This is a genomic window from Marinobacter sp., from assembly GCF_041690615.1.
GTDB lineage: Bacteria > Pseudomonadota > Gammaproteobacteria > Pseudomonadales > Oleiphilaceae > Marinobacter.
Genome location: NZ_JAWLGY010000002.1, coordinates 19658 through 35243 on the forward strand (window position 1 = coordinate 19658; position 15586 = coordinate 35243).

The 15586-nt window shown below is 58.3% G+C and carries 11 protein-coding genes and 4 tRNA genes; 12 read left to right on the top strand and 3 right to left on the bottom strand.

What is annotated here, in order from left to right; genetic code table 11:
• Positions 1-13 precede the first annotated feature (13 nt).
• Together lpxH and ACESMZ_RS01755 are read right to left on the bottom strand one after the other, a co-directional pair.
• Complete coding sequence (gene lpxH, locus ACESMZ_RS01750) at positions 14-739, bottom strand: UDP-2,3-diacylglucosamine diphosphatase (RefSeq protein ID WP_372956380.1); 726 nt, start codon at positions 737-739, stop codon at positions 14-16.
• A complete protein-coding gene (locus tag ACESMZ_RS01755; protein WP_372956381.1) occupies positions 736-1245 on the bottom strand; it encodes a peptidylprolyl isomerase in 510 nt (169 codons plus the stop codon). The genes lpxH and ACESMZ_RS01755 overlap by 4 nt, the downstream gene beginning before the upstream one ends.
• A gap of 138 nt (positions 1246-1383) precedes the next feature.
• On the opposite strand from ACESMZ_RS01755, the gene ACESMZ_RS01760 reads away from it, so the two are divergent.
• The 3 genes from ACESMZ_RS01760 to ACESMZ_RS01770 all read left to right on the top strand — a co-directional run bounded on the left by ACESMZ_RS01760 (position 1384) and on the right by ACESMZ_RS01770 (position 6969).
• On the top strand, positions 1384-3060 hold the full coding sequence (locus ACESMZ_RS01760) for a glutamine--tRNA ligase/YqeY domain fusion protein (RefSeq protein WP_372956382.1): 1677 nt from the start codon (positions 1384-1386) through the stop codon (positions 3058-3060).
• 211 nt (positions 3061-3271) lie between these two features.
• The gene (gene cysS / locus ACESMZ_RS01765; RefSeq protein ID WP_372972112.1) at positions 3272-4654 is read left to right on the top strand and encodes a cysteine--tRNA ligase; all 1383 of its coding nucleotides are present in this window, start codon (positions 3272-3274) and stop codon (positions 4652-4654) included.
• Positions 4655-4788: 134 nt separating this feature from the next.
• Positions 4789-6969, top strand: a complete 2181-nt coding sequence (locus ACESMZ_RS01770) for a malate synthase G (RefSeq protein ID WP_372956384.1) — start codon at positions 4789-4791, stop codon at positions 6967-6969.
• A gap of 227 nt (positions 6970-7196) precedes the next feature.
• Here the strand turns inward: ACESMZ_RS01770 and folD are convergent, their stop codons facing one another.
• Positions 7197-8054 carry a bifunctional methylenetetrahydrofolate dehydrogenase/methenyltetrahydrofolate cyclohydrolase FolD gene (gene folD / locus ACESMZ_RS01775; protein WP_372956385.1) on the bottom strand — a complete coding sequence of 286 codons (858 nt, stop codon included), beginning with the start codon at positions 8052-8054 and terminating at the stop codon, positions 7197-7199.
• Between the two features lie 192 nt (positions 8055-8246).
• Here folD and ACESMZ_RS01780 point away from each other — a divergent pair.
• From ACESMZ_RS01780 to ACESMZ_RS01820, 9 genes are all read left to right on the top strand, one after another.
• Positions 8247-8323 (top strand) — tRNA-Pro (locus ACESMZ_RS01780).
• Between the two features lie 35 nt (positions 8324-8358).
• A tRNA-Arg gene (locus ACESMZ_RS01785) sits at positions 8359-8435 on the top strand.
• A gap of 87 nt (positions 8436-8522) precedes the next feature.
• Positions 8523-8598: transfer RNA gene (locus tag ACESMZ_RS01790), tRNA-His, on the top strand.
• Positions 8599-8696: 98 nt separating this feature from the next.
• Positions 8697-8781 (top strand) — tRNA-Leu (locus ACESMZ_RS01795).
• Between the two features lie 186 nt (positions 8782-8967).
• Positions 8968-10275 carry a trigger factor gene (gene tig / locus ACESMZ_RS01800; RefSeq protein ID WP_372956386.1) on the top strand — a complete coding sequence of 436 codons (1308 nt, stop codon included), beginning with the start codon at positions 8968-8970 and terminating at the stop codon, positions 10273-10275.
• 112 nt (positions 10276-10387) lie between these two features.
• On the top strand, positions 10388-11023 hold the full coding sequence (clpP, locus tag ACESMZ_RS01805) for an ATP-dependent Clp endopeptidase proteolytic subunit ClpP (protein WP_372956387.1): 636 nt from the start codon (positions 10388-10390) through the stop codon (positions 11021-11023).
• Between the two features lie 113 nt (positions 11024-11136).
• Entirely contained in the window at positions 11137-12420 is a 1284-nt protein-coding gene (gene clpX, locus ACESMZ_RS01810; protein ID WP_372956388.1) for an ATP-dependent Clp protease ATP-binding subunit ClpX, read from the top strand.
• A gap of 197 nt (positions 12421-12617) precedes the next feature.
• Positions 12618-15032 carry an endopeptidase La gene (gene lon / locus ACESMZ_RS01815; RefSeq protein WP_372972113.1) on the top strand — a complete coding sequence of 805 codons (2415 nt, stop codon included), beginning with the start codon at positions 12618-12620 and terminating at the stop codon, positions 15030-15032.
• Positions 15033-15248: 216 nt separating this feature from the next.
• On the top strand, positions 15249-15542 hold the full coding sequence (locus tag ACESMZ_RS01820) for an HU family DNA-binding protein (protein ID WP_282450838.1): 294 nt from the start codon (positions 15249-15251) through the stop codon (positions 15540-15542).
• The last annotated feature ends 44 nt before the right edge of the window (positions 15543-15586 follow it).

Here is a 15586-nt window from a genome sequence, read left to right on the forward strand (position 1 = left end):
GCCTTGAGCCTGCTTAAAGCGGCCGCTTGTGCAGGGCGGGTTCCCGGTCTCTGGTGACATCGAGCCACCAGGCATGGGTGTCCCAGTCGCCCAGCACAATGCGGTATGCCGGCAGACCATTCGCCGTGAGCCCGTGCACCGCCGGACGGTGGGTGTGGCCATGAATCAGGCGCTGCACACCATGGTGTTCCATTTCACGGACCACTTCTTCCGGGGTTACGTCCATGATGGTCTCGGCCTTGCCCTGGTTCTTGGCCATGCTGATTTCCCGCAACTGGCGGGCGACCATCTGCCGGTCCGCCAGCGGGCGCTGCAGGAACATCTGCTGCCACTGGGCATTGCGCATGTTGGCGCGAAACTTCTGGTACTCCACGTCGGCCGTGCACAGGCTGTCACCATGCATCAGCAGGGTGGGAGCGCCGTGCAGGTCAACCACCGTGGGGTCTGGAAGGAGGTCGGCGCCGCAGCGATTGCAGAAATCCTCGCCGATCAGGAAGTCCCGGTTGCCGTGCATCAGGTACAGGGCGGTGCCACTGTTACTGACCTCCCGAAGGGCTTCTGCCACCTGGTTCTGCAACGGTGTTTTCTCATCGTCGCCAATCCAGGCTTCAAAAAAGTCCCCGAGGATGTAGAGGGCTTCGATGCCCATGGCCTTGTCCCTGAGGAACGCCAGGAAGGCCTCGGTAATGTCCGGCCGGGATTCTTCCAGGTGGAGGTCAGAAATGAAGCGGATGGTCACGCCTCGCCTCCGTCCTCCAGTACCTCGGCCTTCTCGATCACCACATTTTCGGCTGGTACGTCATCGTGGAAACCCTGGCTCTCGGTGCGTACGGCACGTATGCGGTTAACCGTGTCCATGCCGTCCACCACCCGTCCAAAGACGCAATAGCCCCAGCCTTCGGCGTTCTTGGCGGTATGATCAAGGAAGCCGTTGTTTTCCACATTGATGAAGAACTGGGCGGTGGCAGAGTGCGGATCCATGGTGCGTGCCATGGCCACGGTACCTTGCATGTTGCTCAGGCCATTGCCGGCCTCGTTCTGGATGGGTTCACGAGTCTTGCGGGGCTGCATGCCCGGTTCGAAACCGCCACCCTGAATCATGAAGTTGCTGATCACACGGTGAAAAATCAGCCCGTCGTAGAAGCCGTCGCGCACGTACTGCTCGAAGTTCCTGGCGGTTTCCGGGGCCTTGTTATAGTCCAGTTCCAGTTTGATGTCACCGTGTGTGGTTTGCAGCAGAATCATCGAAGGTTCCTGTATCAAGGGGTCAATCGTCTATATGGCGTTTATTGTACGCAAGACTTGGCTGCCATGCATGAGTCCGGCCGCCTTTTATGCGTATAATAGGCGGTTTCAGATCCACTTCTTTCATTCCGGGACACTATGAGCGCCGAGTCGAAGAAAGCCCACAACTTTATCCAGAGCCTGATCGAAGACGCCATTGCCAAAGGTGAGCACACCGGCAAGGTCGTCACCCGTTTTCCGCCGGAGCCCAATGGCTACCTGCACATCGGCCATGCCAAGTCCATTTGCCTGAACTTCGGCATCGCCGAAACCTTCGGTGGTGAGTGCAACTTGCGCTTTGACGACACCAACCCGGAGAAGGAAGAGCAGGAGTACATCGATGCCATCAAGCGGGACGTGAAATGGCTGGGGTATGACTGGGCTGGAGAGGTTCGCTTTGCCTCCGACTATTTCGATGCCATCCATGATTTTGCGGTGGAACTGATCGAGAAGGGCAAGGCCTATGTCTGCTCCCTGTCGGCTGAGGAAATGACCGAATACCGCGGTACCCTTAAAGAGCCGGGCCGCAACAGCCCCTACCGGGATCGCCCGGTGGAAGAGAACCTGCAGTTATTCCGTGACATGCGGGATGGAAAGTTCGGTAACGGTGAGCTGGTACTGCGGGCGAAGATCGACATGGCATCGCCCAATATCAACCTGCGGGACCCGATCCTCTATCGTATCCGCTATGCCGAACACCACCAGACCGGTAACAAGTGGTGCATTTACCCGATGTACGACTTCACCCACCCGATCTCGGATGCCATGGAGGGAATAACCCATTCACTGTGCACCCTGGAGTTCGAGGACCACAGGCCCCTGTATGACTGGGTGATTGATAACATCTCGGCTCCCTGCAAGCCCCGTCAGATTGAGTTTGCCCGGCTGAACCTGAATTACACGGTTACCAGCAAGCGCAAGCTCAAGCGGCTGGTGGACGAGGGCTTCGTGGACGGCTGGGACGACCCCCGGATGCCGACGATCTCCGGCATGCGTCGCCGTGGCTACACGCCGGAGTCCATCCGCACCTTCTGCGACATGATCGGCGTGAACAAGGCCGGTGGTACTGTGGATGTGGGCATGCTGGAGCATGCCATTCGCGAGGATCTCAACACCCGTGCGCCCCGGGCCATGTGTGTCATGCGTCCGCTGAAGGTGGTTCTGACCAACTACCCGGAAGAGCGGTCAGAAACCCTGGAGCTGCCGGTGCACCCCCAGAACCCCGATATGGGCACCCGTGAAGTGCCCTGGACCCGGGAACTGTATATCGACCGGGAAGATTTTGTGGAGGAACCGCCCCGTAAGTGGAAGCGACTGGCACCGGACCAGGCGGTACGCCTGCGTGGCGGGTACGTTATGACCTGCCGTGAGATTATCCGGGATGATAGCGGCGACATTGTCGAGCTTCGCTGCGAATATGATCCGGATACGCTGGGCGTTAATCCGGAAGGTTACAAGCCCAATGGTGTGATCCACTGGGTGTCCGCGACTGACTCGGTGGAGGCAGACATCAACGTCTACGATCGTCTGTTCAACCATGAGAGCCCGGACAGCGACAAGGAAAGTGATTTCGTTGACCATATCAACCCGGAGTCCCTGGTGCGCCTGGAAAGGGTCCGCGTCGAGAAGAGTCTGGGGCAGCCCCGTGGTGACTTGCCTTACCAGTTTGAGCGGGAGGGGTACTTTTTCTTCGATGGAGCGGCTTCCGAGTCTGGTCGACTGGTATTCAACCGGACTGTAACTCTGAGGGATTCGTGGGGTAAGGGTAAGGCGTAAACCCGCCAAAACTGGTGGGAAGCCGGCGGGGAGGTCCTTCCGGGACCTTCAAAAACAGGGACGTTTTTGAAGAGCCTACAGGGACGTATTCACGGCGTGTCCCGGAAGGACCTCCCCGGCGGATTCCTTTGCCCGGTGCCTGAATGGCGTACCCCAAAGCTCGTGCTTTCCGTGATTTCTTAAATTTATGCTCAATGCGGATGCTTGAACCGTGATCAGAATATACAACACCCTCACCCAGCAAAAAGAAGAGTTCCAGCCCATTCAGCCGGGCAAGGTACGCATGTACGTCTGTGGTATGACGGTGTACGACTACTGCCACCTGGGGCATGCCCGGGTACTGGTGGCCTTCGACGTGATTACCCGCTACCTGCGCCATCGCGGCTACGACGTCCACTACGTGCGCAATATCACCGATATCGACGACAAGATCCTGCGCCGGGCCGATGAGAACGGTGAGCCATTTGACGTCCTTACGGACCGCATGATCCGGGCCATGCACGAGGACGAGCAAAAACTGGGTGTGCTGGCTCCTACGGAAGAACCTCGGGCGACCGATTATATTGATGAGATCATCGCCATGATCCGGGTGCTGATTTCCAAAGACCACGCCTACGCGGCGGATAACGGCGACGTTTACTTTTCGGTTAACAGCTTTGACGGTTACGGCAAGCTCAGCAAGAAGAAACTGGAAGACCTGCTGGCCGGTGCCCGGGTGGATGTGGAGCAGGCCAAGAAGAGTCCGGCGGACTTTGCCCTGTGGAAAGCGGCCAAGCCCGGTGAGGTCAGCTGGCCGTCGCCCTGGGGGGATGGTCGCCCGGGTTGGCATATCGAGTGTTCCGCCATGTCTACCCGTTGCCTGGGAGACACCTTTGATATTCATGGTGGCGGGCCGGACCTGCTGTTCCCGCATCACGAGAACGAGATTGCCCAGTCCGAATGCGCCACCGGTCACCATTTCGTGAACACCTGGATGCACGCCGGCGCGATCCGCGTGAACAAGGAAAAAATGTCCAAGTCCCTGGGCAACTTCTTCACCATCCGGGAGATCCTGGACAAGTACCCCCCGGAAGTGGTGCGTTACTTCCTGATTTCAAGCCACTACCGCAGTCAGGTGGACTACTCCGAGGACAACCTGGCAGAAGCCGGCCGTACCCTTGAGCGCCTATATCATGCGCTACGTGGCGTGGTGCCGGCCAAAAACGTGCCGGAAGGGGACTTTGACCGTCAGTTCCATGAAGCCATGGATGATGACTTCAATACCGCCGGCGCCATCAGCGTGTTGCACGGGGTTGCGAGCGAGCTGAACCAGGCTCGCCGTGACGGTGATAATGACCGGGTGGCTGAGCTGGCGGCAGTGCTGGTGCGCCTGGGGGCGATACTGGGCATCCTTCAGCAGGACCCGGAGGCCTTCTTCAAGGCCGGCGTTGAAGGTGACCTGACGGCGGAACAGATCGAAGCCATGATCCAGGCCCGTGCCGACGCCCGCAAGGCGAAGAACTTCGCCGAGGCGGACCGTATCCGCGACGAGCTGCAGGAAAAGGGCGTCATTCTGGATGACAGCCGCGAGGGCACCAGCTGGCGCCGGGGGTAAACCGAACGCCGGTATGAAATAACCGTGGAGATGGCGTAAACTATCGCGCCCCGAAGTATGAGTGAGAGACAATACGTGGAAATCGCAGCCACCCTGTCTCTCAGGGAATACAGACAACACTGAGGCAGACAACGATGACTGAACGCGTGCAAGTCGGCGACCTGCAGGTCGCTAAGAACCTGTTCGATTTCGTGAACAACGAAGCGATTCCGGGAACCGGCGTCGACGCTGACAAATTCTGGGCGGAATTTGACAGGATCGTCCACGAACTGGCGCCCCGTAACAAGGAGCTGCTTGCCAAGCGTGACGATATCCAGGAAAAAATGGACGGCTGGTACCGCAACCGCAAAGGTCAGCCGTTCAATATGGACGAGTACAAGTCCTTCCTGAAGGAAATCGGCTACCTGGTGGACGAGCCGGGCGAGTTCAAGATCTCCACTTCCAACGTGGACCCGGAGATTGCCACCATGGCCGGCCCGCAGCTGGTTGTGCCGGTGATGAACGGTCGTTTCGCCCTGAATGCCGCCAATGCCCGCTGGGGCAGCCTGTACGATGCCCTCTACGGCACTGACGTCATCTCCGAGGAAGGCGGCGCCCAGAAGGGGCCCGGCTACAACCCGGTCCGTGGCGCGAAGGTTATTGAGTTTGCCCGCAACCTGCTGGACGAATCTGCTCCGCTGGCTTCCGGCAGCCACAAGGATGCCGCGAAGTACCAGGTTGAGGGTGGCAAGTTGGTGGTCAAGCTGCAGAACGGTGACACCACCGGGCTGAAAGACGAGGCCGGCTTTGTGGGTTACACCGGCTCTGAGAGCGAACCCACCGGCATCCTGCTGGTGAAGAACGGCATGCATTTCGAAATCCAGATCGATGCCAGCCATCCCATCGGCCAGGATGACGGCGCCCACGTCAAGGACGTGCTCATGGAGTCTGCCCTGACCACTATCATGGACTGCGAAGACTCCGTTGCCGCCGTCGATGCCGACGACAAGGCGCTGGCTTACCGTAACTGGCTGGGCCTGATGAAAGCTGATCTGGAAGAGAGCTTCCAGAAGGGCGGTGAGATGATGACCCGTCGCATGCACGCTGACCGGGTATACACCGGTGCCGATGGCCGCGAGCTGAGTCTCAAGGGTCGCAGCCTGATGTTCGTTCGCAACGTCGGTCACCTGATGACCAACCCGGCCATATTGCTGAAGGATGGCAGTGAAGTGCCTGAAGGCCTGATGGATGGCCTGATCACTTCCCTGATCGCTATCCATGACCTGAAGGGTAACGGTCAGTACCAGAACAGCACTACCGGCTCCGTCTATATTGTGAAGCCCAAGATGCACGGCCCGGAAGAAGTGGCGTTCACCAACGAGTTTTTTGGCAAGGTGGAAGATGCCCTGGGTCTGCCGCGCTTCACCCTGAAGGTGGGCATTATGGACGAGGAGCGCCGTACCACGGTCAACCTGAAGTCCTGTATCCACGCTGCCAAAGAACGTGCCGTGTTCATCAATACGGGCTTCCTGGACCGCACCGGCGACGAGATCCACACCTCCATGGAAATGGGTCCGTTTATTCGCAAGGGGCCGATGAAACAGGCTGCCTGGATCCAGGCCTATGAGCAGTGGAACGTGGACATCGGCCTGGAAACCGGTTTCCGTGGTGTTGCCCAGATCGGCAAGGGCATGTGGGCCATGCCGGACCTGATGAAGGGAATGCTGGAAGCCAAGATCGGTCACCCGAAGGCCGGCGCCAATACAGCGTGGGTTCCGTCTCCGACCGCAGCTACCCTGCACGCGATCCATTACCACCAGGTCAATGTGGCCGATGTGCAGAAGCAGCTTGAGAGCCGTCAGCGCGCGGCCCTGGATGACATTCTCACCGTTCCGGTGATGGATGATCCCAAGTCCCTGTCCGAAGGTGAGATCCAGGAAGAGCTGGACAATAACGCCCAGGGTATTCTCGGCTATGTGGTCCGCTGGATCGACCAGGGTGTCGGTTGTTCCAAGGTGCCGGATATCAATGACGTTGGCCTGATGGAAGACCGCGCCACCCTGCGTATCTCGTCCCAGCTGCTGTGCAACTGGCTGTACCACGGTATCTGCAGCGAAGAGCAGATTGTCAGCACCATGAAGCGCATGGCGGCGGTGGTGGATCGCCAGAACGAGGGTGACCCGTCTTACCGCAATATGGCGCCGAACTTTGATGACAGCGTGGCCTTCCAGGCTGCCCTGGACCTGGTTCTGAAGGGCCGCGAGCAGCCGAACGGCTATACCGAGCCGCTTCTGCATGCCTACCGCCTCAAGGCGAAGGAGAAGTTCGGACAGTAATTGTCTGAACTGATCCACAAACCCCGCCCGGTTTTCGCCGTGCGGGGTTTTTTATTGGCCGGCTTTTGTTGATGAAAATCAATGTTAGCCACGGAATTCACGGCCCTTCGACAGGCTCAGGGCGAACGGAGAAATAAGGCCGTTCGCCCTGAGCCTGTCGAAGGGAGCCTGTCGAAGGGCCGTAACACTCCGCGAAGGGCTGTTGGTCCCGTGGGGGAATCACTTTCTCAGTCGGTATGCAGCACATTCGCCGCATAGAGCGTATTCTGCAGCAGCGTGGCAATGGTCATCGGTCCAACACCGCCCGGCACTGGAGTGATGTATGCCGCCCGTTCGCAGGCGGCCTCGAACTCCACATCGCCCCGCAGTTTGCCGTCTGCCATCCGGTTAATGCCCACATCAATAACGGTGGCGCCGGGCTTGATCCATTCCCCCTTGATCAGTCCCGGTTTACCGGCGGCCGCAATCAGGATGTCCGCTTCGCCGACAAACTTTTCCAGGTCCCTGGTGAAACGGTGGGTGACCGTGGTTGTGGCGCCCTTCAGGAGCAGTTCCATGGACATGGGGCGTCCGACAATGTTGGATGCGCCGACGATAACCGCATGCTGCCCCTTGTAGGGGGTGTTGATGCTGTCCAGCAGGGTAATGATGCCTCTGGGGGTGCAGGGGCGAAGCGCAGGCTGGCGCTGGACCAGGCGGCCGATATTGTAGGGGTGGAAGCCGTCGACGTCCTTGTCCGGGCGGATGCGCACCAGGATGGGGTCGTCGTCCAGGTGGTCGGGGAGGGGCAGTTGCACCAGGATGCCGTCCACCTCGGGGTTTTCGTTCAACTCATCCACCAGTGCTTCCAGGGCTTCCTGGGAGGTATCGGCAGGAAGGTCGTAGGACAGGGAGTGAATGCCGGCGGCCTCACAGGCCTTGCGCTTGTTGCCCACGTATACCTGGGAGGCGGGGTCGCTACCGACCAGTACGACGGCGAGGCCGGGTGCACGCAGGCCTTTCTGGCGCCGGGCTTCTACGCCGGCAGCGACTTGCTGGCGGATGCCCGCGGCGATCTCTTTTCCGTTTATGAGTTCTGCGGTCATGGGAATATCTGTCAGGTGAAAATGAAGGCGGCCATTCTCGCATGGAACCGTTCCTGCGCCAATTGCTGGCGCAACACGGGGGCTTGTGTTCCGGCAGTTTCCGGAGAAAAATGGTGATGTGCCGGTTGACGCCTCCCGGATCCGCCGGTAATATGCGCGCCAACTTTGCTGAGGCATCTGTTGTTCAGGTTACGGGGTATAGCGCAGTCTGGTAGCGCGCCTGCTTTGGGAGCAGGATGTCGGGAGTTCGAATCTCTCTACCCCGACCAACCCACACTGGATGTTCAGGTGGGCAAACGGTCAAGCGCCCGTAGCTCAGCTGGATAGAGCATCCGCCTTCTAAGCGGATGGTCGCAGGTTCGAGTCCTGCCGGGCGCGCCAACAGCGGTTCAGGTAGACTCGGACACACAGTCTCGCAAGGTGACTGCCAGTCGGTTCCATCCGGCAGCGGTGTTTGAAATGATTATGGTGGACGTAGCTCAGTTGGTAGAGCTCAGGATTGTGACTCCTGCGGTCGAGGGTTCGAACCCCTTCGTCCACCCCATTTCCCTCTTTATTCTGATCTGTTCTCCCTGTTTTCCGTGCCTGGCCCAAAGCCTTTTCAGGCCGGGGAAAAAGTTGCAGGATACGGTCACATCGTTTGCGAGAGTGGCGGAACTGGTAGACGCGCTGGATTTAGGTTCCAGTGGGGCAACCCGTGAGAGTTCGAGTCTCTCCTCTCGCACCATTTACCGGCCAAACCGGTCAGTTTGCTATCATCTTTCGCATTCCGGTCACAAAATCGCTTTCCTCCCGTTCGATGCCTGATTTCCTGCGTTCCAGGTGATTCTCTCCATTGTTTGTTCCGTGATAGACTACGCCTTTTAACCAAACCCAAATCCACTTAACTGATTCGGTAATTTGAGGAACTTCCATGCAAGTGTCTGTTGAAACGACGTCAAACATCGAGCGTCGGATGACGATTGGTGTGCCCGCCCAGGAAATCGACAAGGCGGTTGAAAAGCGTCTTCAGGAAACCGCGCGCACCGTACGTATGAATGGCTTCCGCCCCGGCAAGGTGCCCTACAAGGTGGTCAAGCGTCGTTTCGGTGACAGCGTTCGCCAGGAAGTGGTTGGCGAAGTCATGCGCGACAGTTACGTCAAGGCACTGGAAGAGAGTGATGTGTCCCCGGCGGGCTGGCCCCGTTTCGAGCCGAAGACCATGGAAGAGGGCAAGGACCTGGAGTTCATTGCCGTTTTCGAGGTTCTGCCGGAAATCGAACTGGGTGACCTGAGCAAGATCGAAGTCGAGAAGATGGTTGCCGAGGTGACCGACAAGGATATCGACAAGATGATCGATAACCTGCGTCGCCAGCAGGCCACCATGAAGGAAGTCAAGCGCAAGTCCAAGAACAAGGACACGGTGACCATTGACTTCAAGGGCTACATCGATGGTGAGGCCTTTGAGGGCGGCGAAGCCCAGGATCATCGCCTGGAGCTGGGCTCCGGCCAGATGATTCCCGGGTTCGAGAAGGGCATTGTTGGCGCCAAGACCGGTGAGGATATCGAGGTCGAGGTGACTTTCCCCGAGGATTACCATAACGAGGACCTCAAGGGTAAGCCCGCGAAGTTCGAGATCAGCGTCAAGAAGGTGGAAGAGCCCCAGCTGCCTGAGCTGAATGAGGAGTTCTTCCAGCGTTTCGGAATCGAGGCCGACTCCGAGGAAGCCTTCCGTGAGGAAGTGAAGAAGAACATGGAGCGGGAACTCAAGCAGGCCATGTCTGCCAAAGTGAAGAACGACGTGGTTGACGGACTGCTGGAAACTACCGAGGTAGACGTTCCCCAGGCCCTGATTGATCAGGAAATTGATCGTCTGCGCAATGACGCCGTACAACGATTCGGTGGCCAGATGGATCCGCAGCAACTGCCGAAGGAAATCTTCCAGGACCAGGCTGCCCGTCGCGTCAAGACCGGCCTGCTGTTCCAGGAAATCGTCAAGGCCAACGACCTGAAGGCGGATGACGAAAAGGTTGACGAGAAGATTCGTGAGATCGCCTCAACCTACGAGCAGCCGGAAGAAGTGGTGACCCACTTCAACAGCAATCCGGAGCAGAAGGCCCAGATTGAGTCGGTTGTACTGGAAGACACAGTGGTTGACTTTGTCCTCGATCAGGCCAAAGTTAAGGAAAAGAAAGCCAGCTACGACGATGTCATCCAGGTAGCCCAGCAACAGCGGGGCTAAGTGCCAGATACTTGCCCCGGGCTGAGCGCCCGGAGGAGAAGCAGCCGGCCCGCCCGGCTGTTTCTTTGTTCAGAACCATTCAGTCCGAATCCGATAAGGAGTGCAGGCACACATGTCCCAGAAACCTTTTGATGGTTCCTCCATGGACGCCAACGCGGCATTGATTCCGATGGTCATCGAGCAGACCTCTCGTGGTGAGCGGTCCTTCGATATTTACTCAAGGCTCCTGAAGGAGCGGGTCATTTTCATGGTCGGCCCGGTGGAAGACCACATGGCCAACCTGATTGTCGCGCAGTTGCTGTTTCTGGAGTCCGAAAACCCGGACAAGGACATCCACCTGTACATCAACAGCCCGGGTGGTTCGGTCACGGCCGGCATGTCCATCTATGACACCATGCAGTTTATCAAGCCTGATGTGGCGACCCTGTGTGTTGGCCAGGCGGCCAGCATGGGTGCATTCCTCCTTGCGGGTGGTGCTTCTGGCAAGCGGGCGTGCCTGCCTAACTCCCGGGTCATGATTCATCAGCCTCTCGGTGGCTATCAGGGCCAGGCGACGGATATCGAGATCCATACAAAGGAAATTCTCAAGATCCGTGACACCCTGAACCGTATTCTGGCGGAGCATACCGGTCAGGACCTGGAAACCATCGCCAGGGACACCGACCGCGACAACTTCATGGACCCGCATCAGGCAAAGGAGTACGGGCTTATCGACACCGTACTTGATAAGCGCGTCCCGAATAAATAATACTGACGGTAGTCGAATCGGTGTATGGCTGCGTACTCTAGTGAAATTCCAAAGCGGTAACGGTGCATACCACGCCATACATTGGCACCGAAAACCAGACCAGAGGTAATTCAATGGCAGATGAAAGAAACGGCAGGGGCGACGATAACGGCAAGTTGCTGTACTGCTCGTTTTGCGGAAAAAGCCAGCATGAAGTCCGTAAGCTCATTGCAGGGCCGTCGGTATTCATCTGCGACGAGTGTGTCGACCTGTGCAACGACATTATCCGGGAGGAAATCCAGGAGAGTGCGCAGGAAGAGGCCAGTGACCGCCTGCCGACACCTTCGGAAATCCGCAACACCCTCAACGAGTACGTGATTGGCCAGGACCGCGCCAAGGTAGTGCTGTCGGTGGCTGTCTATAATCACTACAAGCGCCTGCGCTATGGCGAGGGCAAGGGTGATGTGGAGCTCGGCAAGAGTAACATCCTGCTGATCGGTCCCACCGGTAGTGGTAAGACGCTGCTGGCGGAAACCCTGGCGCGTATGCTCAATGTGCCGTTCACCATTGCTGATGCCACCACCCTGACCGAAGCCGGTTACGTGGGGGAGGATGTCGAGAACATCATCCAGAAGCTGCTGCAGAAGTGTGATTACGACGTTGACAAGGCCCAGCGGGGCATCGTCTACATCGACGAGATCGACAAGATTTCCCGCAAGTCTGACAATCCGTCCATCACCCGTGATGTATCCGGTGAGGGCGTGCAGCAGGCGCTGCTGAAACTGATCGAAGGCACGGTGGCTTCGGTACCGCCCCAGGGCGGCCGCAAGCATCCCCAGCAGGAGTTCCTGCAGGTGGACACCGGCAATATGTTGTTTATCTGTGGTGGCGCCTTTGCGGGCCTGGACAAGGTGATCCGCGAGCGTACCGAAAAGAACAGCATCGGTTTCTCGGCCTCGGTAGCCAGTCAGGACGACACCAGGAATACTGGCGACATTATCCGGAATGTCGAGACAGAAGACCTGGTCAAGTATGGTCTGATCCCCGAGTTTGTCGGTCGTCTGCCGGTGGTAGCCACCCTGACGGAACTGGACGAGGAAGCCCTCGTGCAGATCCTCACGGAGCCCAAGAATGCCCTGACCAAGCAGTACCAGAAGCTGTTCGATATGGAAGGGGTAGAGCTGGACTTCCGGGATGACGCCCTGCGTGCGGTGGCCCGCAAGGCCATGGAGCGCAAGACGGGTGCCCGTGGTCTGCGTTCCATTATGGAGGCCACACTGCTGGACACCATGTACCAGATTCCTTCCGAGCCTGATGTGACCAAGGTGGTTATCGACGAAAGCGTGATCAACGGCGATTCCGAACCGTTCAAGATCTACGCCAGTAGCGACCACGCCAAGGCAGTTCCGGAAGACTGAAGCCATTGATACCGGATCCGTCCGGGCACAGAGAAAGGGCGGCAACGCCCTTTTTTTGTGCCCGCTGTCCGCTGTTTTCGAGTATTGCCTCACGGATGGATTTCTGTGGTGCAAAGGCCCTGTAAAAACATTGCAATCCCGCGAATAACCCCAATGTTCGGTGGTATGCTGAAAGAAATGTCGTCAGAGGATTCCTTATGACCCCGACTCCAGAAACCCGTACCGAATACCCTATGCTTCCCCTTCGGGACGTGGTTGTTTTCCCTCACATGGTGGTTCCGCTGTTTGTGGGGCGTGAAAAGTCTATCCAGGCCCTGGAAGCGGCCATGGAGGGTAGCAAGGAAATCCTGCTGGTTTCTCAGCGGGATGCGGGCACCGATGACCCCGGCCCTTCCGATGTGTTCGATGTGGGCACCCTCGCCACGGTCCTGCAGATGCTGCGGCTGCCCGATGGCACTGTGAAGGTGCTGGTGGAAGGCAACGCCCGTGCCCGGCTGGACGCCGTGGCTGAAGGTGAATACCTGACTGCCACCGCCAGCCCGCTGGAGACCGACTCCCTGCCGGAGCGGGAAGAGGATGTTCTGGTCCGTACCCTCACTGAAGAGTTCGAGAAGTACGTCAAGATGTCCCGCAAGGTCCCCTCGGAAGTGTCCAGTGCATTGCAGGGCATCAACGAGGTGGAACGCCTGGCGGATACCATGGCGGCTCACCTTGAGCTGAAGGTGCCGGAAAAGCAGGAATTGCTGGAAGCACTGGATATCCGTAATCGCGTGGAACTGCTGCTGGGCCGGCTGGACAGCGAGATTGACCTGATTGAAGTGGAAAAACGTATCCGCGGCCGGGTCAAGAAACAGATGGAAAAGAGCCAGCGGGAGTACTACCTCAACGAACAGATGAAGGCCATCCAGAAGGAAATGGGCTCTCTGGGGGAAGGCGGCGGTGACTTCGACGACCTTGAGCAGAAGATCGAAGAGGCCGGCCTGCCGGAAGAAGCACGCAAGAAAGTCGACGCGGAGCTCAACAAGCTCAAGATGATGTCGCCCATGTCTGCGGAAGCTACCGTAGTGAGGGGCTATATCGACTGGATGCTGTCCATCCCCTGGAAGAAACGCAGCCGGGTCCGCCACGATATCGAGAAGGCCCGTGAGATCCTGGACGAGGACCATTATGGTCTCGACGAGGTAAAGACCCGCATCCTGGAATACCTGGCGGTACAGAGCCGTGTGAAGAAGGTGAAGGGGCCGGTACTTTGCCTGGTCGGCCCCCCTGGTGTGGGCAAGACCTCCCTGGGTCAGTCCATTGCCCGGGCCACTAACCGCAAGTACACCCGTATGGCCCTGGGTGGCGTGCGGGATGAGGCCGAGATTCGCGGCCACCGCAAGACCTATATTGGTGCGCTGCCGGGCAAGTTGCTTCAGAAGCTGTCGAAAGTCGGTGTGAAGAACCCGCTGTTCCTTTTCGATGAGATCGACAAGATGGGTATGGACCACCGGGGCGACCCGGCTTCAGCGCTGCTGGAGGTACTGGACCCGGAGCAGAACCACACCTTCAACGATCATTACCTGGAAGTGGACTACGACCTGTCCGATGTGATGTTCGTGTGCACCTCCAACTCCATGAACATTCCGCCGGCCCTGCTGGACCGGATGGAAATCATCCGTATTCCGGGCTACACCGAGGACGAGAAGGTCAATATCGCCCTCAAGTACCTGCTGCCGAAGCAGCTCAAGGCCAATGGCCTCAAGAAGGACGAGCTGCTGGTACCGGAGCAGACCCTCCGGGACCTGATCCGCTACTACACCCGCGAAGCCGGTGTGCGGGGCCTTGAGCGGGAGCTGGCCAAGATCTGTCGCAAGGTGGTCCGGGAACACGTGGAGAAGGGCGAGAAGACCGCCCTTGAGCTGACTCCGGAGAAGCTCGAGGACTATTCCGGTGTCCGTAAGTTCAAGTACGGCCTGGCCGAAGAGAAGAACCAGGTAGGCTCGGTAACCGGTCTTGCCTGGACGTCCGTTGGCGGTGAGCTGCTCACCATCGAGACTGCGGTCACGCCCGGCAAGGGGCGCGTGGTCAAGACAGGTTCACTCGGGGACGTGATGCAGGAATCCATTCAGGCTGCCCTGACCGTCGTTCGCAGCCGGGCACCGGGACTGGGAATCCGTGATGATTTTCACGAAAAACAGGACCTGCACGTTCATGTGCCGGAGGGCGCAACCCCTAAAGACGGTCCCAGTGCGGGCATCGGCATGTGTACGGCCCTGGTGTCATCGCTCACCGGCATTCCGGTCCGGGCGGAGGTGGCCATGACCGGCGAAATAACTCTGCGGGGCCGGGTCCTGGCCATTGGCGGCCTCAAGGAAAAACTGCTTGCCGCTCACCGTGGTGGTATCAAGACAGTGATAATACCTGATGAAAATGTTCGTGATCTCAAGGAGATACCGGACAACATCAAAGAGTCTCTGGAGATCCGCCCGGTCAAGTGGATTGACGAGGTACTCGACATCGCGCTGGAGTACACGCCGGAGCCGCTGATCGATACAGGGACGACCCAAGGCCAGGCAAGCGCCACCCGGGACGACGAGAGTGACGCCGGAGAGCGAATCAACACACATTAAAAGCTGAGTGCTTTGTTGACACGCCGGAGAGCCCGTTGGTATAACTGTTTCGCCGTGAAGCAGCCAATACCAAGGGCTCCCGCGCAATCAAGACCTATTCCGTGGACCGGTTAACAACCGCAGGGAATAAAAAAAGTGAAAAATGGAATTCTCCGACCGCTTATGCGATAGTCGGAAACGTCCGAGAAAAATAAACAGACCGAGAACTTCTCCAACCTGAAATCGAAGGGGTTTAGTGTGAACAAGTCCGAACTTATCGATGCAATTGCAGAGTCCGCCGATATCTCCAAGGCCGCCGCTGGCCGTGCCCTGGATGCGATGACCAACTCCATCACCGGCGCTCTCCAGAAAGGCGATCAGGTTACTCTGATCGGCTTTGGTACTTTCTCTGTCAAGGAGCGCGCCGCACGCACTGGCCGCAACCCGCAGACTGGTGCCGAGATCAAGATCCCGGCCTCCAAGGTGCCCGGGTTCAAGGCAGGCAAGGCTCTGAAGGACGCCGTCAAGTAACGGACTCCTTCGGCAGGCGGTGCCGGTATCGAGTCACCTGTGCC